Origin of the sequence: Parvimonas sp. C2 (assembly GCF_035282405.1) — a bacterium.
GTDB lineage: Bacteria > Bacillota > Clostridia > Tissierellales > Peptoniphilaceae > Parvimonas.
Genome location: NZ_JAYKBP010000005.1, coordinates 17,335 through 39,194, shown reverse-complemented (window position 1 = coordinate 39,194; position 21,860 = coordinate 17,335). Strand labels below are relative to the sequence as shown.

The 21,860-nt window shown below is 28.6% G+C and carries 16 protein-coding genes and 1 riboswitch; of the genes, 2 read left to right on the top strand and 14 right to left on the bottom strand.

Going from position 1 to position 21,860, the window contains the following annotated elements; translation table 11 throughout:
* Positions 1 to 16: 16 nt before the first annotated feature.
* The 7 genes from fumC to VJI95_RS07155 form a co-directional block, all read right to left on the bottom strand.
* On the bottom strand, positions 17 to 1,381 hold the full coding sequence (gene fumC, locus VJI95_RS07185; RefSeq protein WP_324010878.1) for a class II fumarate hydratase: 1,365 nt from the start codon (positions 1,379 to 1,381) through the stop codon (positions 17 to 19).
* Between the two features lie 458 nt (positions 1,382 to 1,839).
* A complete protein-coding gene (locus VJI95_RS07180) occupies positions 1,840 to 3,417 on the bottom strand; it encodes a Cna B-type domain-containing protein (protein ID WP_324010877.1) in 1,578 nt (525 codons plus the stop codon).
* 206 nt (positions 3,418 to 3,623) lie between these two features.
* Positions 3,624 to 4,040 (bottom strand): GTP pyrophosphokinase, encoded by a 417-nt coding sequence (locus VJI95_RS07175; RefSeq protein WP_324010876.1) that lies wholly within the window; start codon positions 4,038 to 4,040, stop codon positions 3,624 to 3,626.
* Positions 4,041 to 4,400: 360 nt separating this feature from the next.
* Complete coding sequence (rpsI, locus tag VJI95_RS07170; protein ID WP_324000226.1) at positions 4,401 to 4,790, bottom strand: 30S ribosomal protein S9; 390 nt, start codon at positions 4,788 to 4,790, stop codon at positions 4,401 to 4,403.
* A gap of 23 nt (positions 4,791 to 4,813) precedes the next feature.
* Positions 4,814 to 5,248 (bottom strand): 50S ribosomal protein L13, encoded by a 435-nt coding sequence (gene rplM / locus VJI95_RS07165; RefSeq protein WP_324000227.1) that lies wholly within the window; start codon positions 5,246 to 5,248, stop codon positions 4,814 to 4,816.
* 276 nt (positions 5,249 to 5,524) lie between these two features.
* Complete coding sequence (locus VJI95_RS07160; protein ID WP_324010875.1) at positions 5,525 to 5,920, bottom strand: hypothetical protein; 396 nt, start codon at positions 5,918 to 5,920, stop codon at positions 5,525 to 5,527.
* 105 nt (positions 5,921 to 6,025) lie between these two features.
* Entirely contained in the window at positions 6,026 to 6,766 is a 741-nt protein-coding gene (locus VJI95_RS07155) for a glycerophosphodiester phosphodiesterase (protein WP_324010874.1), read from the bottom strand.
* 127 nt (positions 6,767 to 6,893) lie between these two features.
* A riboswitch (TPP riboswitch) is annotated at positions 6,894 to 6,982 on the top strand.
* 37 nt (positions 6,983 to 7,019) lie between these two features.
* On the opposite strand from VJI95_RS07155, the gene VJI95_RS07150 reads away from it, so the two are divergent.
* Complete coding sequence (locus VJI95_RS07150) at positions 7,020 to 7,667, top strand: energy-coupled thiamine transporter ThiT (RefSeq protein WP_324000230.1); 648 nt, start codon at positions 7,020 to 7,022, stop codon at positions 7,665 to 7,667.
* A 223-nt stretch (positions 7,668 to 7,890) separates the two neighbouring features.
* On the opposite strand, the gene VJI95_RS07145 is transcribed toward VJI95_RS07150, so the two are convergent.
* The 5 genes from VJI95_RS07145 to VJI95_RS07125 all read right to left on the bottom strand — a co-directional run bounded on the left by VJI95_RS07145 (position 7,891) and on the right by VJI95_RS07125 (position 16,881).
* Positions 7,891 to 9,006, bottom strand: a complete 1,116-nt coding sequence (locus VJI95_RS07145) for an SHIRT domain-containing protein (RefSeq protein WP_324010873.1) — start codon at positions 9,004 to 9,006, stop codon at positions 7,891 to 7,893.
* A gap of 312 nt (positions 9,007 to 9,318) precedes the next feature.
* Positions 9,319 to 10,500 carry an SHIRT domain-containing protein gene (locus tag VJI95_RS07140; RefSeq protein ID WP_324010871.1) on the bottom strand — a complete coding sequence of 394 codons (1,182 nt, stop codon included), beginning with the start codon at positions 10,498 to 10,500 and terminating at the stop codon, positions 9,319 to 9,321.
* 497 nt (positions 10,501 to 10,997) lie between these two features.
* Positions 10,998 to 13,343 (bottom strand): hypothetical protein, encoded by a 2,346-nt coding sequence (locus VJI95_RS07135; RefSeq protein WP_324010870.1) that lies wholly within the window; start codon positions 13,341 to 13,343, stop codon positions 10,998 to 11,000.
* A 222-nt stretch (positions 13,344 to 13,565) separates the two neighbouring features.
* Complete coding sequence (locus VJI95_RS07130; protein ID WP_324010869.1) at positions 13,566 to 14,759, bottom strand: MSCRAMM family protein; 1,194 nt, start codon at positions 14,757 to 14,759, stop codon at positions 13,566 to 13,568.
* A 70-nt stretch (positions 14,760 to 14,829) separates the two neighbouring features.
* Positions 14,830 to 16,881, bottom strand: a complete 2,052-nt coding sequence (locus VJI95_RS07125; RefSeq protein WP_324010867.1) for a SpaA isopeptide-forming pilin-related protein — start codon at positions 16,879 to 16,881, stop codon at positions 14,830 to 14,832.
* A gap of 456 nt (positions 16,882 to 17,337) precedes the next feature.
* Here VJI95_RS07125 and VJI95_RS07120 point away from each other — a divergent pair, with 456 nt between their 5' ends.
* On the top strand, positions 17,338 to 19,998 hold the full coding sequence (locus VJI95_RS07120) for a SpaA isopeptide-forming pilin-related protein (RefSeq protein ID WP_324010866.1): 2,661 nt from the start codon (positions 17,338 to 17,340) through the stop codon (positions 19,996 to 19,998).
* Positions 19,999 to 20,122: 124 nt separating this feature from the next.
* On the opposite strand, the gene VJI95_RS07115 is transcribed toward VJI95_RS07120, so the two are convergent.
* Together VJI95_RS07115 and VJI95_RS07110 are read right to left on the bottom strand one after the other, a co-directional pair.
* A complete protein-coding gene (locus VJI95_RS07115) occupies positions 20,123 to 20,956 on the bottom strand; it encodes a class C sortase (protein ID WP_324010864.1) in 834 nt (277 codons plus the stop codon).
* Between the two features lie 17 nt (positions 20,957 to 20,973).
* Positions 20,974 to 21,852 carry a class C sortase gene (locus VJI95_RS07110; RefSeq protein ID WP_324010862.1) on the bottom strand — a complete coding sequence of 293 codons (879 nt, stop codon included), beginning with the start codon at positions 21,850 to 21,852 and terminating at the stop codon, positions 20,974 to 20,976.
* Positions 21,853 to 21,860: the final 8 nt, after the last annotated feature.

Here is a 21,860-nt window from a genome sequence, read left to right as displayed (position 1 = left end):
TTATATAAAAAATATTTTAAACCATTTTTTTAGGGTCAACAATTTCATCAAATTCTGACTCTGTTAAATAACCGAAATGTAAAACTGCTTCTTTTAATGTTATATTTTCCTTAAAAGCATATTTTGCACATTGACTTGCCTTATCATATCCAATATATGGATTAAGTGAAGTAACAAGCATTAAAGATTCATTCAAATATTTATTTACAACTTCTTTATTAACCTTTATTCCCCTTACACAGTTTTTAACAAAAGATTCCATTGCATCTGAAAGTAAATTTACAGATTCAACAAAACTATGAATAATAACTGGCATATAAACATTAAGCTCAAAATTTCCTTGAGATGCACAAAAACTTATAGTAGTATCATTTCCTAAAACTCTTGCACAAACCATTGTCAAGGCTTCTATTTGAGTAGGATTTACCTTACCCGGCATAATTGAACTACCTGGTTCATTTGCAGGAATTTCAATCTCTGAAAAACCACAACGTGGTCCACAAGCTAAAAATCTTATATCATTTCCTATCTTAATTAAATCCATTGCAAGTGCCTTAATAGCTCCATGAGAAACTACAACAGCATCTTTCATTGTCAAAGAATGGAAGAAATTTTCAGCAGGTTTAAAGTCTTTTCCTGTAATTTTTGAAACATATTTTGCAACAATGTTCTTAAAGTTTTCTCTAGTATTAATTCCTGTACCAACTGCAGTTGCTCCAAGTGAAATTTCTAAAAGACCTTTTCTTGTAAATTCGATATATTCCAAACATTTTTCAATAGAACTTCTATAACCACTAAACTCTTGAGAAATCTTAATAGGTACAGCATCTTGTAAATGTGTTCTACCAATCTTTATAACATTTTTGTTCGCATCTTCAAAAGTCTTAAAAGCTGAAATCAAAGTTTTCATTGACGGAATAAGCTTTCTGTCAATAACGTCTAAACAAGCTATATGCAAAGCTGTTGGAAAAGTATCATTTGAACTTTGAGATTTATTTACATCATCATTTGGGTGAATTAAAGTCTTCCCCGCCTTTTGATTTGCATAATTTGCAATTACCTCATTCAGATTCATATTAGTTTGAGTACCACTTCCCGTTTGAAAAACAACAAGTGGAAAATGTTCATCAAGATTTCCACTGTAAATTTCCCGAACAGCATTTTCTATTGCAGAAAATTTTTCCATATTTAAATCTCCAAGCTCATAATTAGCCATAGCACAAGCATACTTAACAGTCGCCATAGCCCTTATAACTTCTGTTGGCATTTTGTAATTTCCAATTTTGAAATTTTCAAAACTTCTCTGTGTAGTCGCTCCCCAAAGTTTGTCGCTTTCTACCTTAATTTCTCCAATAGAGTCTTTATAAATCTTATAACCCATTAAGAACCCTCCTATATTTAAACAATTTTTATACTGAAAATAAATATAATTTATTTTTTATTACATACATTACCTAAAATGAGCAAAAAAAATTAATCCTATTAAATTAAAATTAGTTTTTCCCTATAATTTTAAAATCTATTTCATCATACTTTTCCTTAAACTTTTTATCTAAATGGAAAGTATGATATATCATAATCTTCTTTTTGATTATTTTTTTAATGAAGATTATGATGCAATTAATATAGTTTTACCATCAGGCGTAAAACTATATTAATTATAACACAAAAAAAACAAAATGTTTCACTTTTTGTTAATTTTTTGTTAGTAATTTATTAAATAACAATTTTTTGTTATAGTTTACAACTGTTTACATTTATATGACTATAAATTAAATTAGTAGAAATTCCACAAAAAAAGTGCCAAATCAATAAGTTTGACACTTTAAATTTTAAATATTATTTAATTTTTCTCTTTTTTCCAATAATTCCCAAAGCTATTCCTAAAACAGTCATCATACCTAAAGACATAATAGCATTAATATCATAAGCTGTTTTTGGCAATTTTTGCTCTTTTTCAGGTGTAACAACTTTTTTGTTATCCTCTTTTTTAACAATATTTTGTATCTTTATTCCATCTTTCATATTTCCAGAATAAACTACATTATACAACTTACTTGCTAGGTTAATTAAATTTTTATCTTCTCCAACTTCTTTAACTGTATATTCATAAGGCTTTTGATTTTCTTCAGATTCATAAACTTTTAAATCTTTGAACTCGCCTTTCCAGTTATTTGCTTTACTCAATACAAGTTTTTGTCCAGTTGGTTCACCATTTCTATACAATTCAACTTCTATCTTATCTACTGGAGCAGTCATTTCTTTTCTATCTTCTCCCAAAAATTCGCTTTCTACCTTAACATCAATTGTTGGTACAACTGCAGGTGATGTTTCATTTTTATTCTTATTTGTAATTGTAAATCCTTTATCTTCATCCCCTGTAATAACACTTTCATAACCATCTATAGTTTTCTCTTTTATATAATATTTATACTTATGAGTAAATTCTTCATCAAGAAAAAATTCTTCTACATCTTTGAAAGTATATTTCCAATTATTTGCTTTATTTAACTTCACTGTAGCTACAGTTTCCGTTATTTTTTTTACTTCATATTTTTGGATTTGAGGATTGTATTCTCTTTCATCATGATCTCTATATAATGTTACCTCTACTTCATCCCTAGGAGCACCAATCCATTTCTTTTCAACTGGAATATCAAAAACAGATTTATTAATAATATCAAAATAATCATATTCTGCCTTATAACCTTTCACGGGTTTTTCTAGAACTTTATATTCAATTTCATGTCCATCTTTTTCATCATACAACGGTTTTTTAATAAAAGCATATTCCCAATCGTCATCTTCAGTCAATACCGCAGTATCAATAACTTTTCCATCTGCAAGAAGATAAATAGTTATTGAGTCAGGCATTGGAACTTTAGAATTTAACTTATCATGATTTATTTGTTTTACTCCAGATAAACTAGCTTTTTTCGATTTACTATTTAATAAATCAGGATTTAACATCGCTGGTGATATATCTGGCTCTCTATTCCAATATTTAGTAACATAAATAGTTCTTAATTCACAGCAATTAATAATAAAACCATTTTTAATATCTCCAGTAATTTTCGCTTTATATCTAGTATGATTTTCATCATGTAATTTAATATTATAATTGATAGGTGTACCATCAGGATTGTTTTTATCTAAACCCTCAAAAACATGTTTCCAATCAGAACCTTTAGTAATTGCAACTGTATTTATTACTACATCATCAATCAGTAAATCTACCTTTACAGTTCTCGAATTGTCATCATCACCTACCCACTTACATTGTACTGCAATATCAATTTTTTCATCTGAAGATTTTCCATTATTTTTTGCAAAAACTTCATTTTTAGCAAAAAGTCCAGAAAAACTTCCAATAAAAATTGCAAATACAAGTAATCCAATACTTAATATTCTTTTCATTCTAAAATAAATCCTCCTAAAAATTTTATTAATCTATTAATTTGAACATACCGCCGATATAGTATACCACAAAATTCACATTTTGTCTATTTTATGGCATAAGTTATTAATATAACAAATTTATCCTTTAACCTACAGATAAAGTTTATTGTAAAATAATTTTATGCAAAAAAATAACAACTATAAAATATAATTTATAGTTGCCTTTAATTTGATAAAATTTCTATTGCCTTTAAATATTTTTCTCTTCTACTTATATCTTTTTCTGTTATTGTCTTTAATCTGTTCAAATTTGAATTATGTCTTAAATCAGACAATTTTACAGCAGAAGCTATTTTGTTAGTTTTTATTTTATCTATATAGTTAAAATAATCTTCATCAGAATTATGTGTTAAAAGTAAAATTGCTTTCATTTGTTCTTTGTCTAAAAATTTAAAATCCTCTATACTATACAAATCGCTATCTTCTAGTACATCATGTAATAATGCGACAGTTTTTGCTTTAACTCCCTTTACCCCCAAAGCAACATTAAGTGGATGAAAAATATAACATCTCCCTGCTTTGTCTTTTTGCCAGATATGAGCCCTTAACATAATAAAAAACGCTCTAAATACTCTAAACATAATTCCTCCTTTATTAAAAACTATACAATATTTTTATACCCTTTTTAATGACATGAATATATCTATTTATCTCCTATTATTTCTTTCAGAAAAACTATTGCTTGTAAACAAGCAATAGTTGAGATTTTCACAGTTGATTGTGCTCAAATCAAAGATTTGAACAATCTTTGCGTCAGACCTACTTTTGTTTACAAGTAAACAAAAGTAGGTCTAAATCCATTTCGCTTCGCTACAGTCGAAATGACGTATAAGTGAAATTCCTTTGTTTAATATCTAGACGTTAATACTAAATACAATATAAATAACACAAAAAAACGTCGGAAAAAATTCCAACGTTCTAAATTTATATTTACTATTCTCTTATCTCTTTGAGAATTGTGGGCTTCTTCTTGCCTTTTTAAGACCATATTTCTTTCTTTCTTTCTTACGAGGGTCTCTTGTTAAGAAACCAGCTCTTTTTAATACAGGTCTTAATTCAGCAGAAACTTCCAATAAAGCTCTTGCAATACCATGTCTGATTGCTCCAGCTTGTCCTGTAAATCCGCCACCTTTAACATTTACATAAACATCGAATTTACCAAGACTTTCTGTTATTTCTAAAGGTGCCTTTGCAGTAACCTTTAAAGTATCGTAATCAAAATATTCTTCTATATCTTTTTTATTAATAACAAATTTTCCGTTTCCAGGTGTTAAAAAAACTCTAGCTACTGAAGTTTTTCTTCTTCCTGTTCCAATATATTGAGTTGCCATATATGTTAATCTCCTTTCTATTCCTATTTATTTAATGTTAAAACTTCAGGTTGTTGTGCTTCGTGATTGTGTTCTGGACCTGCATAAACCTTTAATTTCTTGAACATTTGTCTTCCTAAAGTATTCTTTGGAAGCATTCCCTTAACAGCTAATTCAATAACTTTTTCAGGTTTAGTTTGTAACATTTTTTCATAAGAAATAGCTTTTAAACCATTTGAATATCCAGTATAGTATCTATGTTCTTTTTGTTGTAATTTCTTACCAGTTAATTTAACTTTTTCAGCATTAACAACAATAACATAATCTCCCATATCGAATGATGGTTGGAATCTAACATTTTTCTTTCCTCTTAAAATTGAAGCAACTTCAGTTGCAAGTCTACCTAAAACAACATCTTTTGCATCAACTACATACCATTTACGATTTACATCGCAAGGTTTTGCTACGTAACTCTTCATTTTTTCCTCCTTAATTCTTTTTACAATATTGGGTTATTTAGACATCGCTACCCAGCGATTTTGTAGGCGAGGACTTGTTAATCGCAACCTCGACTGCTATGCGATTGATATTGTAAAAAGACAAGGCTTTTTAAATATCATGTATCCAAAAGTGATACCCGGTTATTATACCATATATATACACAAAATACAATACTTTTAATAACTTTTTACAATTCTCTTAAAACATCTTTTGAAGTTTTTTCAATTGGCTAACTTATTCTTGCAATTTATATATTAGTTTCCTTTAGCATCTTCTGCATCTTTTTCAGCTTTTTCCTTTGCTTTTTTTATTTCTTCTTGTATTTTTTTTCTTGCTTTTTCAGCTTCTTCTTTTACTTTCTTAGTTTGATCTTCTACTTCATCATTTACTTTATCCTGAGCATTTTTTCCTTTTTGTTTAGCATCTTCTAAGGCTTTATCAGCTTCTTCTTTTGCTTTTTTAGTTTTCTTTTCTACTTCTTCCTTTACTTTATCCTGAGCATCTTTCCCTTTTTGCTTAGCATCTTCTAAAGCTTTCTCGGATTCTTTCTTTGCCTTTTCAGTTGCATTTTCGTTATTTTTTGATGAACAAGCACTAAAACCCATAATAGTGATAAGCAATAATGCAAATAATTTTAAAGATTTTTTCATAATTCCTCCTAATTTTATTTATTTTTATTAAAAATTTTTTACAAAAATTTCTAACACTCATATTCTATACTAATTTAAAGTTTTTGTCAAATTACTTTTCCAATTTTATGATTTTAAGACTTTTGATGTTAAATCGGGATAATTCCCAATTATGGCATCTACTCCCATGTCAATAAGATACTTCATTGTTTTTTCGTCATTTACTGTCCAAGTATTAATATCAAGTCCCATTTTTTTAAAGTCTTCAACCCAAGAAGGTTTTTGCAAAAGCATATAATATCCAGGATGAACCGCTTCATGCTTAATTCCTCTCATATATTCAACTGTATTCATCATTGGACTTTCAAAAAGTAGTCCCGTTTTAAAACTTGGGTCAATCTCTTTACAAAGTTCCATTGATTCGTGATTAAATGAGGATAAAATTACATTTTCTTTAAGTCCAAATTCTTTTATCATATTGATAACAACCTCTTCAAGTCCACAATAAAATACATAATTATTCTTAAGCTCTAAATTTACAAAGAGTTTGTTGTCCTTTACAATTTGTAAAAATTCGTCTAAAAATATAATCTTTTCTCCTAAAAACTCACTTCCCTTATGTGAACCAAATTCCATTTGCAAAAGTTCTTTAGAAGTCAAATCCTTTATAAAACCACTTCCATTTGAACAAGTTCTGTCAACAGTGTCATCGTGGATTATTACAAGTTTTTTATCTTTAGTCATATGGACATCAGTTTCAAAACCATCACAATCAGAATGTTCAATGGCCTTTAAAAAAGCAATTTTTGTATTTTCAGGATATTGCCCTGAAAAACCCCTATGAGCCAAATTTAATATTTTTTTCATAATATCTCCTTAATTTTAAAACATATACGACTAAAGTATATCACTTTTACAAAATTTACTCAATAATATTTAATGTTTAATGAATTAGCAAAGGGGTAAAAATTTAAAGTATACAAATACAAAATATTTTATTCGCTAGGGGTGCTACTAAGCTGAGAAATACCCTTTGTACCTGATTCAGTTAATACTGACGTAGGGAAGTTGAATAGTCTTTTTTATGGACTTTCTAGTGAATATCTTAGGAGGTTTTTTTATGGAAAATTTTGGAAAATTTTTCTCAAGTACTGCAGGAAAAACAACTATTATATTGTTGATTTCCTTTGCATTTTTATTTTTTGTCTTTTATTTTAAAAGAGATGAAAAAATATTTTCTACAAAAGCACTAACTTATTCAGCCATTTTATTGGCACTTGGAATCAGTGCAAATCAGATAAAGTTTTTAAGACTACCACAAGGTGGAAGCGTTACTTTATTTTCAATGATTTTTATTGTTTTCATTGGTTATATGTTCGGACTTAGAGTAGGACTTATAGCCGGTATAACTTTTGGACTTCTAAATTTATTGATTAAGCCAGAAGTCTATACTCCCGTTCAAGCAATCATCGACTATATTTTAGCTTTTGGTTCTCTTGGACTTAGCGGATTATTTGCAAATAAAAAAGATAAATTAATACCTGCATACCTTATTTCAATTACAGGAAGATTTATCTTTGCTACATTATCAGGATATGTGTTTTTCAGCTCTTATGCACCACAAGGTTGGTATCCATTAAATTATTCAATCTGGTATAATTTTTCATATATTGGGGCTGAAGGAGCTTTAACTGTCGCACTGCTTTTAATACCAATTGTAAGAAATACTTTAGAAAAATTAAAATCGAGCAATTTTAAGACAAATTAATTTTTATAAATAAGAACCCCACCCTTCCTCGATGCTTCGCACCGGGTGGGTCCCGGGAACCTTGTTGTTTCACAATAAAAAAGGCTAGTTTATACCAGCCTTTTTTACTATTTTATTAATATTTTTTCTTAAATATAACAACACCAGCTACTTCCAAATTGAAGTTATACTATAACTTAAGCCACCTGATTTGTTTTCGCCTTTTTTATATAAATTTTAAAATTTATCTAATCCAAACTCCATTTCCATCAAATGTATAATTTACATTGTTGATTTTAAGTGTTTTCCCTTGAGCGATTTGTCCGTCATCTTCAGCGTAATACCACTTTCCACCTATCATGAACCATTCATTAGCAGCAATACGTCCACTTGCATTTGCATAGTACCAATTTCCATCTACTAATACCCATTCATTTTGTGAAATTCTTCCACTTGCATTTGCATAATACCAGTTTCCGTCTTTATATACCCATTCATTCTTTGACATTGAACCACTCGCTTCAAGATAGTACCATTTTCCATTTTCTTTAACCCAGTTATCAGCAATCATATATCCATCTTTGTCAAATAAATACCATTCATTATTTATAAATTTCCAGCTATCTTTAACTTTGTCTTTACCATCAGCTGATTGGTAACTCCATTTTCCATTTTCGTTTTGAACCCATCTATAAGCTTGTGGATTTGGTTGTTCTTGACCATCTTTTACAAATTTCCATTCACCAGTTAAAAATAAATCTTCATTTTCTACTGTAACTTCATTTTCTACAGCAACCATTTGATTATCCTTTGGAATTTTCCAATTTATAAATTTCCAAGTTCCTCCGTCAACCTTAACATCATCATATTTTTGAATAGCTATTTTTGTGCCCTTTTCAACATCTGATTTATCCTTTGGTAATTTTGCTTTTACTTCTTCAGGCAGTTCCCTTTCATCAGGAACTGCAACAAATCTATACTTTACTTTAAATTTTGACTTGTTATTTTCTTCTTTAAGTTTTTCAATTCCCATTTTTAAATCAAAAGCTCTTTGAGCTAAACCGTCAAAATCTTTTTTAATTTGGTCTTCATAATCTTTCATATTATTTCTTACCAACATCACTTGATTTGTTAATTTTTCTATATCTACTAATAGATTAGCTTTCTTTTTTCCTTGTTCTTCAGTTTCTGGTTTAATATCTTGTACATCAATTTTCAAAGTATATAAATCATTAAGAAAATCGTCTGTAGGATTTTCATATTCTGCATATACGGCATGTGATGTGTTCACTGCTACAGTTGCAACTGAAGCAGACATAATAGATGCTAATAGTAACATTGCTTTTACTGATTTTTTCATATTTTGATTTTTGCTACATGAAATGTTAGGTACATTATTTAATTAATATTGTTGTTTTATTATTTCACGTAGGCTCTCCTTTTCTTTTTTATTTTTTAACCTTTTCAAAATATCTCTTTTTTATTACCACAAAAATTTAATTATTAAACATAATTTTTTATAAAAATACTTAATATTTTTGCAAGATAATTAAAAAACATACATATCCTTATCTGCTATACTTAGAAAAAACAATCTATTCTTAAATTTATTAACTTATACACTAAAAAGACTGAGTAAAATTTTACTCAGTCTCTATTTAGAATCTTATACTTATCTAATCCAAACGCCATTATCATCAAATGTATAGTATACATTATTAATTCTAAGAGTTTTGCCTTGAGCGATACGTCCATCACTTTCAGCATAATACCACTTACCGTCAACAAAAATCCATTCATTTTCTGCAACACGTCCACTTGCATTTGCATAGTACCAATTTCCATCTACTAATACCCATTCATTTTGTGAAATTCTTCCACTTGCATTTGCATAATACCAGTTTCCGTCTTTATATACCCACTCATTCTTTGACATTGAACCACTCGCTTCAAGATAGTACCATTTTCCATTTTCTTCAAACCAGCTATTAGCTATCATTTTTCCATCTTTATCAAATCTATACCATTCATTATTTATAAATTTCCAAGAGTCTTTAATTTTTTCTTTTCCATCAGTTGATTGATATGTCCATGTTCCATCTTCATTTTGAACCCATTTATATTTTTGTGGATTTGGTTGTTCTTGACCGTCTTTTACAAATTTCCATTCGCCTTGTAATCTTAAATCTTCATTTTCAACTATTGCTTCATTTTCTATTGGTTCAACTTTATTATTTTTAGGAACCGTCCAAGTTATAAACTTCCAAGTTCCTCCTTCTACTTTTACATCATCAAATTTTGGAAGAGTTACTTTTGTCCCATTTGGAACATCATATCTATCTGCAGGTTTTTTATTTTTAACTGCTTCTGGTAACTCTCTGTCATCAGGTACTGCAACAAATCTATATAATACCTTAAATTTATTTGCTTGACCATCTTTTTCGAATTCCCAAACTCCATTTAAATTGATATCTTCATTTACAATTTGAACTTCATTATTTACTACTGTTTTAGTTCCGTCTGCATTAACTTTTTCCCATCTTTTGAACTTCCAAATTCCACCATCAACCTTTACTTCTTTAAAATCAGTCTTAAGTTGATATTTAAACCCTTTAGGTGCGTCAATAGCTGATTGTGGAATTTGGTTTTCTACTCCATCTGGCAAATCCTTACCTGCTGTTCCTGATACAAATTTAGGTATTACATCGTATTTTTCCTTAGCCTCTCCACGATTAATAGAATTTGTACCAACATTATGTGTTTTTTCGCCATTTTTTTGCTCTGCAAAACTAACTTTCGGTAATACTGCAAATAACATTGCAAGAATAAGAATTTTTGAAATTATCTTCTTCATTTTTCCTCCTTTTTGTTAAAATATTTTGCTATTGAAAATCAATTACATTATTTTAAGACAAACAAAATAAAATCTGTCTAATATAAGAAATTGTTACAATAGTAATTTATATTATAACATGAATTTACCTTTTTGTGCAATTTTTACTCTCCTTACTCGTGTTATGATACAATTTATAAATTTAATGTTTAACAAATTAGCAAAAATTAAAATCAAGCAATTTTAAAACAAATTAATTTTTACAAATAAGAACCCCACCCTTCCACGATGCTTTGCATCGGGTGGGTCCCGGGAACCTTGTTGCTTCGCAATAAAAAAGGCTAGTTTATACCAGCCTTTTTACTATTTTATTAATATTTTTTCTTAAATATAACAACACCAGATACTTACAAAGCTATGATTGAAGTTATACTATAACTTAAGCCACCTGATCTGTTTTCGCATTCTTTATAGTTGCAATCCAATGTATTAATACTAAAATGATTAGTTTTTAAAATTTATCTAATCCAAACGCCATTATCATCAAATGTATAGTATACATTATTAATTCTAAGGGTTTTGCCTTGAGTGATACGTCCATCACTTTCAGCATAATACCACTTACCGTCAACAAAAATCCATTCATTAGCAGCAATACGTCCACTTGCATTTGCATAGTACCAATTTCCATCTACTAATACCCATTCGTTTTGTGAAATTCTTCCGCTTGCGTTTGCATAATACCAATTTCCGTTTATTATTGTCCATTCATTCTTTGACATTGAACCACTCGCTTCAAGATAGTACCATTTATCATTTTCTTCAAACCAGCTATTAGCTATCATTTTTCCATCTTTGTCAAATAAATACCATTCATTATTTATAAATTTCCAAGAGTCTTTAATTTTTTCTTTTCCATCAGTTGACTGATATGTCCATGTTCCATCTTCATTTTGAACCCATTCATAAGTTTTTGGTTTATTTTCTTCGTCTAAAACTAATTCAACATTCACAACCATAACACTAAAAACACCTGTATTTTTAGTATTATAATAATAAGTGAAACTTTTTACCTTATCTGAGCTAATATTTAAAATTCCTGTATTCTTATCATAAGAAAGATTTGTATCTTTTTCATCGAATTTAACTTTATCTAAATTTTCTTTCCCTACAATCTTACTCATATCTATTTTTGCAAAATTATTAGTTTTATATTTTACTCTTTGGATTGAATCAAAATATGAAGATTCACTGTTAAATTCAATTTTAGATAAATCGATAGTAGTCAATCTATTTCCATGAATATTTAATCCAAATAATTTTAAATTTTCAATCTTTAATTCTGACAATTTATTTTCTTTTAGATAAATTGCTGTTAGTTTCTTATTATTGCTTAAATCAAGCTCAGTAAGTCCCATATCATCTTCTTTGTTATTATCTAAAGAAAGAGATCCTAATTCAGTATTTTTAGAAAGGTCTAATTTTTTCAAATTATGTCTTTCAAGTTTAAGTTCAGTTAAATTAACAAGAGGTGTAACATCTATATTTTCAAGTTTTTCTTTTTGATCTGACAAATCAAGATGTTTAAGAGAAGTTAATTTTGAAAAATCTAATCCATTTTTAAAATTATTTCCCTTTAAATCCAACCATTCAATCTTATTATTATCATTAAATTTAATTTCTCTAAGATTGTTATCATTAGCTTTTACTGATTTTAAAAGCTCTAAAGTACTTAAACCTAAAGTTTCTATCCCAACTTTTTCAACATTTAAATATTGAAGCTTTTTAAATGTAGTAAAATTAAAGTTTTTGTGTTTTTCTCCCTTTATTTCTAAAAGATATACATTAGTTAGTTTTTCAACACCAGTTGTATCAGTGTTTTCTGAAATTTTTAACTTTTTGATATATTCTACTTGTGATTCATAAATATAATAATTAGCCTTTGCTTCTGCTTCATTTACATCAGCAGGAATATGTTTAAGAACTTCCAAATTGTTTTTATAAATTTCTTGTCTTAAAGCTTTGTCAGGAATATTTAAAGGTTTTGAAACTTCCTTTTTAAATTCTTCTACATCTATAGATACTTCTAGATGTTTTTCAGCATTAACTTTTTTATTTTTGAAACTAGGATCTAATTTAAAAACATTAGTTTCTTGTTCATTAGCTGAGGTATTATCATTAGATTTAAGTCTAAATACTTTATTTCCTAATTTCAATTTTAAAGCAGATTTAGTCGGATTATATTCAACATTTTTTATAATAACTGAGTTTCCTTTAACTTCTTTTTGAATATCCAAAGGTTTATTGTTATGATCTAAAAGTTCAATCTCTACATTCTTTGCAAACTCTTCATTTTCAAAATTAAGTTTTAAATCATATTTTAATTCATAATTAATGGCTAAAATGCTATCTTCTTTTGTATTCAAGTAATGAGGTTCTTGAGGAAATTCACTGTCAAGACTTTCAAATATTGGGAATGGCTTCCCTTCATAGTATTTAAAATCTGCACTCTTCACTTTAACTCCATAATCATTAACTTCTTCCTGATTATCTGCATATAACATAGCTCCTTGAGTATTTTTAGGAATTTTCTTTACAACTAAATTTTTATCATTTTGTTCTGAAAATAACTTAAACTGTTCATATGTAGTGTAATCATAATAACTAACACCTACTTTTAAAGCATCTGCATCAATTTTAGAAAAATCTTTCAACTTATGTCCATTTACATAAGGAACGACATTCAAATTAACAGTATCCTCTTTCTTTTCTGCAACAACTTCGTGTTTTGGATTATTCCAAAATACTACACTTGGTAGAATTATAGATCCCACCATTAACATTGACAACAATTTCTTTTTCATAAAATCCTCCTTTATTTTCTTTATTCTTTTATAAGAATAACTACATTAAATATACTATAAATCTTACCAGTTGTCAATTATTAATATGCTGTATTAAGAAGCTTTGTATTTTTATACGAAAAAGATTTTTTCCTTTCAAATATTTTTGCTTATAAATTAAAAAAAGAGTGAGTAGTTTGTTCTACTCAACTCTATTAATATTTTTATTAAAATTAAAATCTATTAATTTTGTTTGCTCTTTCCTTTTCTGCTAATAAAATATCCAGTAGTAAAAATTACTAAACCACCAAGAGTCATTATCAAAAAGAGAATATCTCCAGTTTTCGGAAGCCCTCTTCTGAAAGTTTTATTTTTTATAATAGTTGCCTCATTACTCTTTGAATTTGCATCTATTTTAAATTCAACACTTCCTGAAAGTAAACTATAACCCTTTGGAGCCTTTGTTTCTACTAAGTAGTAAGTTCCAAAAGGAAGATCTTCAACTTTAAAACCTCCATTTTTTCCTGAAACAACTACATAATCTTTACCATCTCTCTTAACAGGGATAAATTTATCTCCGTCTTTCATCATTACTTTAAAATGAGCACCTTCTAGGAATTTTGGTTTGTTACCACTTGAAACTTTAACAAACAACTTATCGCCTGTTTCAGCTTTTTTGTTTATAACTTTAAGAGAGATTTCATTTTCATCAACGATTTTAAATGAAGTATCACTATTATCTACAGTATAACCAAAAAGTGGCTTAACTTCTCTAAAAATATATTCTCCTAGAGGTAATTTATCAATAAAAATCTGTCCATTCTTATCTGTGTAAAGTATTCTTGATGAGCCATCTTTGTCATAGGAATTTTCTGTTAGTGGAACTTCAACATCTCCATTAGCAGTTCTCATATATAATTTAAAGCCTACATTTTCAAGAGGATTATTTCCTTCAGACACTTTTAATAGTCGTACCTTTCCTAAAGCATCCGGAATTTTTATAGTTGTTTTAGAATAAATTGTATTTCCGTCATCTGGAACTTTGAAAGTAAAAGGAGATATTTTATAATCTCTTGAATCGTCTGAAACTTCTCTAACATAATAAGTTCCTTTTTCAAGACTTAAAGTAATTCTTCCGTCCACATCACTTTTTGATGTTTCTGTATAATTTCCGTGTTCTTTACTTATATCTTCATCTTTTAAATCTTTTAGCTTTTCAATAATTTCACTTTTTTCTTTGTTAGCATAACTGTCTTTAAGCTTCCAAACTTTTAATTTAGTATCTCTTATAGGTTTTTTCTCTTCTTTCCCTTTTTGAGAAATCAAGAAAATATCTATGGTTTCAGATGCAAATACCGTTTTGCTAATTAAGCCTATATTCAGAAGCAATACAAAAGCCATTACAATAGATATTAAATTTTTCGTAAATTTTTTCAATGCTTCTTCTCCTTCAATTAAAATTATATCAGGAGAAAACTCCTGATATAATTTTTTACCTATTTATAAATTATTTTTCTTCAGCATTTCTTCTCTTCATTGCATAAACGGCAACTCCCATTAGAGTAATACCAACAACAGTAAAGATTATAGTACCTACTCCACCAGTTTGAGGAATAGTAACTTTTTTATTTATAACTTTTGTAGCATCTTTTTTATCTGCTTGATCTACAGCATAATTAATATCGCCACCCTTTGAATAAGAATCTGCATTAACTTCAAATTCAATTTTTCCACTTAATAATGCATATCCTTCCGGTGCTTTAACTTCTTTTAATTTGTAATTTCCAGCTAAAAGACCAGAAACTTCAAATTGACCATTTTTATTAGAAGTGAATTTAACAGCCTTGTCTTCAGTAGTCCATTCATAGTCAGTTCTTACTTTTAAGAAAGCTTTATCACGAGCTACTTTAGCTTCTTCAATTTTTTCTTTAGCTTGTGTTCCTGCTTGACCTTGTTGTTGGTCTGTAGGTAATTCATTATAAGCTTTGATTGCCTTGTCATATTCTTCTTGAGCTTTATTATAAGCATCTCTGTCAGCTTGAACTGTAGCAGCATCTTTTAATCCTAAGAATTTACCTTGTTCATTTTCAACTAAAAATTCAGCTCCAGCTAATCTATCAGTTCCATTTTCACTAGTCTTAACAAATTTCTTTCCATAAGTAACCACTTCTGGAGAAGTTGGAATTACAGGTGTCGGACTGTTAGGAGTTTTTGTATTCTTAACAGTAACTTTTCCTGCTTCAACTGTATATTCAGGAGTATATCCTGCCACAACTTCTTTTACATAATATTTTTTATTAGCATCTAAGCCTTCGAATTTATGATTAAAATTGTCTTTTTTAGTAACACTATCTACAACCTTATCTTGATCAGCAGTTGCCCCTTTTTCATATAAGTAATATGTTACAGAAGCTCCTGCAGGAGCATTTCCATCAGCCCAATTCTTTGTAACTTCTATAGCATTATTCTTAGGAGTTACTTCATTATCCCTTGGGTCTTTGAATTCTCTTGTTTTATTATCATAATCGAATTTAACTTGGTTTTTATCCGGAGTATCAACTACAGCTTCACCATTTAAAATAGCTTTGTATTTTAAAACAAATTCAACTTCACCTTTTGTAGCAGCATCTTCAATTTTCTTAAGTCCAGCTTCATTGAACTTTAAAACAAATCCACTACCATTTTCTTTTAATTCATAATCAGTTCCAGCTGTTAATGCTACATCTTCAGCAGGATTTAATACTTTAACTTTAAAATCTAATCCTTTTTTGTAAGTAAGCCCTTTAGTCATTGTATCTTCCCATCTTAAAGTCTTATACTTAGCGTCTTTAGGAAGCTTAGTTTTTACTTCAAAAGGAATTTCATCACCAATCATCTTATTTACTTTATCTTTTGGTTTATCAGCTTTATTATAATCTGTTTTTCCTTCAATATTCTTATCAACTTGTGGTTTTTCTTGAATATTCTTTGGATAAACATGCCCATTTTCAATAACTCCGTCTTCTTTAACTAAAGGTAAAGTTATAAGAACTGGTACAGCTTTTTGAGAAGTTAATGTTTCTCCTTTTTCTCCAACATAAGTTGATTTTTCTCTAACTTCAACTATTTGGTATTCTCCTGCTGGAAGATTTGTAACATCAAAGTCTTTACCATTAGCTGTTGTAAGTCCACCCAAGATTTCAGCATCTTCTAATCCAGTAGCTTCTGATCCGTCATTTTTGATGTATTTCCATTCGCCTGCATCATTCTTCTTTTGCCAAGCAAAATAAACACCAGAAATTTCTTTCACAGAATTAGGATGTCCATTACCAATTTTTTCTAGGATTTTGTTCAATTGGCTAAGATCTTGAGTTCCATTGTAACCACCTTTTTGAACTTTTTCGCTATCCCATTTTTCTAATTCTTCTTTCGATTTTAAAAGTAATTTATGCAAAGTTACTTTTTTAGTTCCATTTGCTTCAGCACTTACTTTTGCAGGTAAAAACACGGATGAAAATATTCCGATAATCATTGCAAATGCTAATATACTTGAAACAATCGCCTTAGTTGTTTTTTTCATAACTAATCTCTCCTCCTAATAAATAAATTATTATAAATTCTTTGAGTATACATAATTAAAATTTGACTTGTAAACCGTCAAATTTTTCATATTCTACTCTTATAATAAATTCAAGTTTAAGAATATTTGTCTAAATATTCTACAATTTCATGATAAGTATATCATTAATTTGAATAAAAAACAATAGAAAAGTTGAAAAATTTAAAAGAATTTTTAAAAGTTGAAAATTGTATAACTATTAATAATAATTTTTGAGGTTTATAATTTTTCTATTTTAGGGATTGATTTTATTTAAAATATATTGTAAACTAATAATGGTTAGTTTTATAGAAAAAAATTAGAAGCAAAATCTTATGTACAATTATTGAAAAATTATAGAACATATTTAACATCAGTTTTTTTGATACTTGTAATTGTAATTATTAATATATATTTATTTTTGGGGAAGGTAATAAAATGAAATCAAAAAAAGTCTTAATTAGTTGTTTTTTGGTGTTAATACTTTTATTTCAAGTTACTATATCAGCCTTTATTAATGCTGATATGGGATATACAACAAATCATGAGGGAAAATTCCCAACTGATTATAATGAAAGCGACGGTATTATTAGAAACTTTAAAAATCAACCTATAGATTATGAAGAAGCAAAACTGTCCAAGACTGCAAGCAAAGGCGATAAGGATGGAGAGTTTTTTATTGACTTAAAAATCGAAGGAAAAAGTTATGAAGAAGATGTAACCAAAGATATTGTTATTGTTTTGGACAATTCCTCTTCAATGAAAGATAATAACCGTGTTGGAATAGCTAAAAAAGTTCTAAGTAAATTCGTAAAAAGTGTACTTGAAAATGGTAATGGAAAAGTAAGATTTGCATTGGTAACATATGGTTCAGATGTATTTGACGGAAGATATATCAATAATGGTAAGTTCACAGGCAACGCTCCGGATTATTGTGTTAAAGACTTTACAACTGATGCTAACAAAATAATAAATAAAGTCCCTAGAAATGTTCCAAAAGACCGTTTTGGCCAAAAGAGAATTGGTGGGACATTCACACAATCTGCTCTTCGAGAAGCTGCGAGTATTTTAGATAAAAGTAATGCAAAAAAGAAGATAATAGTCCATTTAACAGATGGTATGCCTACTTATTCCCACAAAATGACTTCCATAAAACAAAGTGGAGCTGAATTTTCAGATTACTTAAAAGGAAGAGGAACTACTTACTTTTTGGAAAGAGGAAAAGGTGATGGAAATAAAGAAGAACATGCAGATTATAATGTCAAAAATGATGTAACAGGTAGAGATGTGCATGTAACTAATCATGGTATTCCTACATATTATGAAGCTCAAAAATTTGTTAACAAATTTTCAACTTATACTATTGGAATTGAATTGAAAAAAGAAGAATATGATAGCAAAAGTAGTAATACTAATGAAAATTGGTTCCCAGGAGGAAAACTCGAAAGAGCGGATATAGTAAAATTGATGAAAAGTATTTCAAGTTCTCCAAGGCATTATTATGATTCCAAGAATGTAAATCAGCTGAGTGATATACTTAGCCAATTGGAAAAAGATATTCATAATACAGTTGTTGACGGATCTGTAACAGATGAAATTGGAAATATGGTTGATTTGAACTTAGGTGCTAATAAAGATTGGGATCCATCGGATTATACTCTTACAGCATCAGATAATTCACTTTTAGAAGATGTAGATGTTAGTTATAATAAAGTTTCAAGACAACTTTCTTTATCTGGATTACATCTAGGTAAAGGTCAATGGATTAACTTGAGATATAAAGTTAATTTAAGAACTGAAGATAAAGATTTCAAACCAGGATTTTTCTATCAAACAAACGGTCCTACAAAATTAGCACCTAATAGTGTAAATCCTGATCGAGTTATAGATTTTCCAATACCTTCTGTAAAAGCAGATTCTTTGGATATCAATGTAGAAAAGATTTGGAAATATAAAAGTGGTAATGACTTACCAGAAGAAATGAAAAAAGATATTAAAGTAAAACTTATCAGAAAGTCAACCAATCCAAATCTTAAATCCTCTGAAAAAGAGAAAGAAATTGCTGAAAAAACATTAAATAAAGCCAGCGATTGGAAGACTACATTTGAAAAATTAATAGCTTTTGACAATCATGGATACGCTTTTGAATATTATGTTAAGGAAGAAGCTTTGGCAAAAGACTTTGAAACTAAAATAGAATATTCAAATAATAAAAATTTCATACAATCGACATCTGGAAATGTTAAGATAACAAATATAAAAGATATAGAAATTGAATTTTTGAAATACAAAAAAGAAGGAAACAACAAAATTCCTGCTCAAAATATTGAGTTTGAACTATATAAAAGAGCTCAAAATGGAAATTTCGAGGTTGTAACAAGAGATAATAAGAATGTTATTTCAAAGTCTGGGAATGATGGAAAATTCAAATTTAACGGACTTGAAGCTGGAGAATATGCTATTAAAGAATTAAAAGCTCCAGAGGGCTACATTACTCCTAAGGATTTTGTAAGAACTTTTAAAGTAACAAATTCAGGTAAAATAGAATATGATACTTCAAAATTCAAATCTGATGATGACTTTTATAATATTGAAAACAAAAAATTTAGTACAATGTATTTTATGTTAAATAAAGTAAATCTTTTAGATGAATTGATTAAAGAAGGAAAATTGGAGTTAGAATTAAAGGGAAGTTCAGAAAAAACTGAAGTTTACGATTTAACTCAAAGTACAAAAGATGGCTTTAAGTTTGAAATCCCATCTGACTTCAAAAGCGGTAATTATATACTTACAGAAAAAACTGCTCCAATGGGATATAAAAAATCAAATATTGAATATCATCTAAAGATTGATAATGAAGAAAGAAAAATAATCTTAGAAAAAGAAGTGCAAAATGGGGTTTCTACTGTTAAAAACACTATCTTATATCAGGAAAATGGAGATAATATAGAAACTAAAACTCTTAACATCACAAATGAAAAAGCAACTTATCCACATACAGGTGGACGTGGTATAGCTTTATTTATCGTAACAGGAGTATTGTTTATGATAGGTTCTATTGGAGCATACTATATGATTGAAAAGAAAAAATCAATATAGTAAACAAAAAAACTATAAAAAAGACCTTAAGTTTTAAAACTCAAGGTCTTTTCTATTGTGAAACAACAAGGTTCCCGGGTACCCACCCGATGCAAAGCATCGTGGAAGGGTGGGGTTCTTATTTTTATTTTCTTTTTATTAAAAATTTTATAAATTTATAAACTGTAAAGATAAATACAATCCACAATCCACCAGTAATAGAATATACTAAAATAGACACATTCTTTACATCTTTATTTACTTCATCTTTCTCTTTTACTTGTTCTTGTGTGCTCTCTACTAATCTTTCACAATTTACAAGCATTCGATAAGGACTTGGTGGTATTGCTGGATCACATGTAAGTAATGTCAAAATGTCTCTATCTTTTTCTGCCTCTAATTTTTCCCATTCATAAGGCTTTATAATTTCAGTATTTGAAACTACATAAGTTAAAGTTTTTCCTGCTCTTTCAATATAAACTTTATCTCCTTTTTTCAATTTGGAAATATTTAAAAACATTACATCTTTGTACCAACCTCTATGCCCTGCGATTACACTTCTATTACCCATTCCTCCAGTTGGAAGAGCTGTTCCATCAATGTGAGCAACACCTTTATCTAGATGTTTATAGGATGCATCAAGTCTTATAGGTTTATATAGATTTATAGCTGGAATTCTAATATACGCAAAAATCCCATCCGGATCATCTTTTTTAAATTCATAAACAGTATTATACTCTTCATTGCTGAAAGGATCTACTATGTTTGAACTTTTTACATTATTATTATACTTTTTTATTGAATTTTCCAATTGACTTTTTTCTTCTTCACTCATCTTTTCTTGAAGAGACTTAAACTCTTCATACATTGATTTTTGCCTATAATCATTAACTACTAAATTAGTAAAGGTATATATCGGAAGTGAAATCCCTATAATCATAGCCAAATATCCAATCATTCTTACTTTTTTACTTTTCATTTAATTTAACCCATTCTTTATAACTCAAGCTCTTTAATTCTTTTTCTAACATCTAAATATTTTTTCAAATTATATAAAAAAATAATTAGTACTATAATAAAAATCATAAGTAACCAATAAAAATATTTTCTGAAAAAACTTCTTCTCTTACTAACAGTTTTTGCCTTATCAAGTGGTGTGTATTCAATCCTATGGCCTCTAACTAAGAGTCTATGCGAATTAACCATATAAGGTGTACAAGTCAAAAGAGTTACATAATCCTTTCCACTTTCAACTAAAATCGGAGAAAAATCTGTCGGTTCAACAACTTTAATTTGATCAACTTCATAAGCTAAAACAGTTTGAATATTGTGAATGAAAAACACATCCCCTTTTTGTAATTTATCAAGTTTTGTAAAAAGTGCAGCCGTTGGAAGACCTCTGTGGGCTGTGATTACCGAATGAGTGCTTTCACCACCGACTGGAAGTGAAGAACCTTCTAAGTGCCCTGCTCCTTTTTGTAAAATATCTTCTGAAGTTCCCGCATAAATTGGTAAATTTTCATCAATTTTAGGTATTTCAACATGACCTATCAACTCTCCAACTTGTAACATTCTTGCATATTCAGCAACTCCTCGATTTTTTTCTTCCTTAGAATAAGGGTCAGAAAGTTTGGACGGGTCAAGTGTTGAATTATATGCTTTAGCAAGTTTTATTCTTCCTTCTATTTCTTCCTTAGAGAGCTTTGATGATTCCTTTTCAAAATTTTCAATACGCTTTCCACTTTCAACTCTATAATACCACTGAGATACAAAAGGATAAATCATAATGCAAAATCCGATTAGAAAAATGAAGATAAAAGGAAGTTTTACCTTTTTAGAGCTTTTGTATTTAGCTTTATTATCATTAATTTCCATAAAAACCT

What these genes read in the sequence shown, in the direction of transcription:
- fumC (WP_324010878.1), bottom strand. Translation starts at nt 1,381, where the DNA reads ATGGGTTATAAGATTTATAAAGACTCTATTGGAGAAATTAAGGTAGAA.
- VJI95_RS07180 (WP_324010877.1), bottom strand. Translation starts at nt 3,417, where the DNA reads ATGAAAAGAATATTAAGTATTGGATTACTTGTATTTGCAATTTTTATT.
- VJI95_RS07175 (WP_324010876.1), bottom strand. Translation starts at nt 4,040, where the DNA reads ATGTTTAGAGTATTTAGAGCGTTTTTTATTATGTTAAGGGCTCATATC.
- rpsI (WP_324000226.1), bottom strand. Translation starts at nt 4,790, where the DNA reads ATGGCAACTCAATATATTGGAACAGGAAGAAGAAAAACTTCAGTAGCT.
- rplM (WP_324000227.1), bottom strand. Translation starts at nt 5,248, where the DNA reads ATGAAGAGTTACGTAGCAAAACCTTGCGATGTAAATCGTAAATGGTAT.
- VJI95_RS07160 (WP_324010875.1), bottom strand. Translation starts at nt 5,920, where the DNA reads ATGAAAAAATCTTTAAAATTATTTGCATTATTGCTTATCACTATTATG.
- VJI95_RS07155 (WP_324010874.1), bottom strand. Translation starts at nt 6,766, where the DNA reads ATGAAAAAAATATTAAATTTGGCTCATAGGGGTTTTTCAGGGCAATAT.
- VJI95_RS07150 (WP_324000230.1), top strand. Translation starts at nt 7,020, where the DNA reads ATGGAAAATTTTGGAAAATTTTTCTCAAGTACTGCAGGAAAAACAACT.
- VJI95_RS07145 (WP_324010873.1), bottom strand. Translation starts at nt 9,006, where the DNA reads ATGAAAAAATCAGTAAAAGCAATGTTACTATTAGCATCTATTATGTCT.
- VJI95_RS07140 (WP_324010871.1), bottom strand. Translation starts at nt 10,500, where the DNA reads ATGAAGAAGATAATTTCAAAAATTCTTATTCTTGCAATGTTATTTGCA.
- VJI95_RS07135 (WP_324010870.1), bottom strand. Translation starts at nt 13,343, where the DNA reads ATGAAAAAGAAATTGTTGTCAATGTTAATGGTGGGATCTATAATTCTA.
- VJI95_RS07125 (WP_324010867.1), bottom strand. Translation starts at nt 16,881, where the DNA reads ATGAAAAAAACAACTAAGGCGATTGTTTCAAGTATATTAGCATTTGCA.
- VJI95_RS07120 (WP_324010866.1), top strand. Translation starts at nt 17,338, where the DNA reads ATGAAATCAAAAAAAGTCTTAATTAGTTGTTTTTTGGTGTTAATACTT.
- VJI95_RS07115 (WP_324010864.1), bottom strand. Translation starts at nt 20,956, where the DNA reads ATGAAAAGTAAAAAAGTAAGAATGATTGGATATTTGGCTATGATTATA.
- VJI95_RS07110 (WP_324010862.1), bottom strand. Translation starts at nt 21,852, where the DNA reads ATGGAAATTAATGATAATAAAGCTAAATACAAAAGCTCTAAAAAGGTA.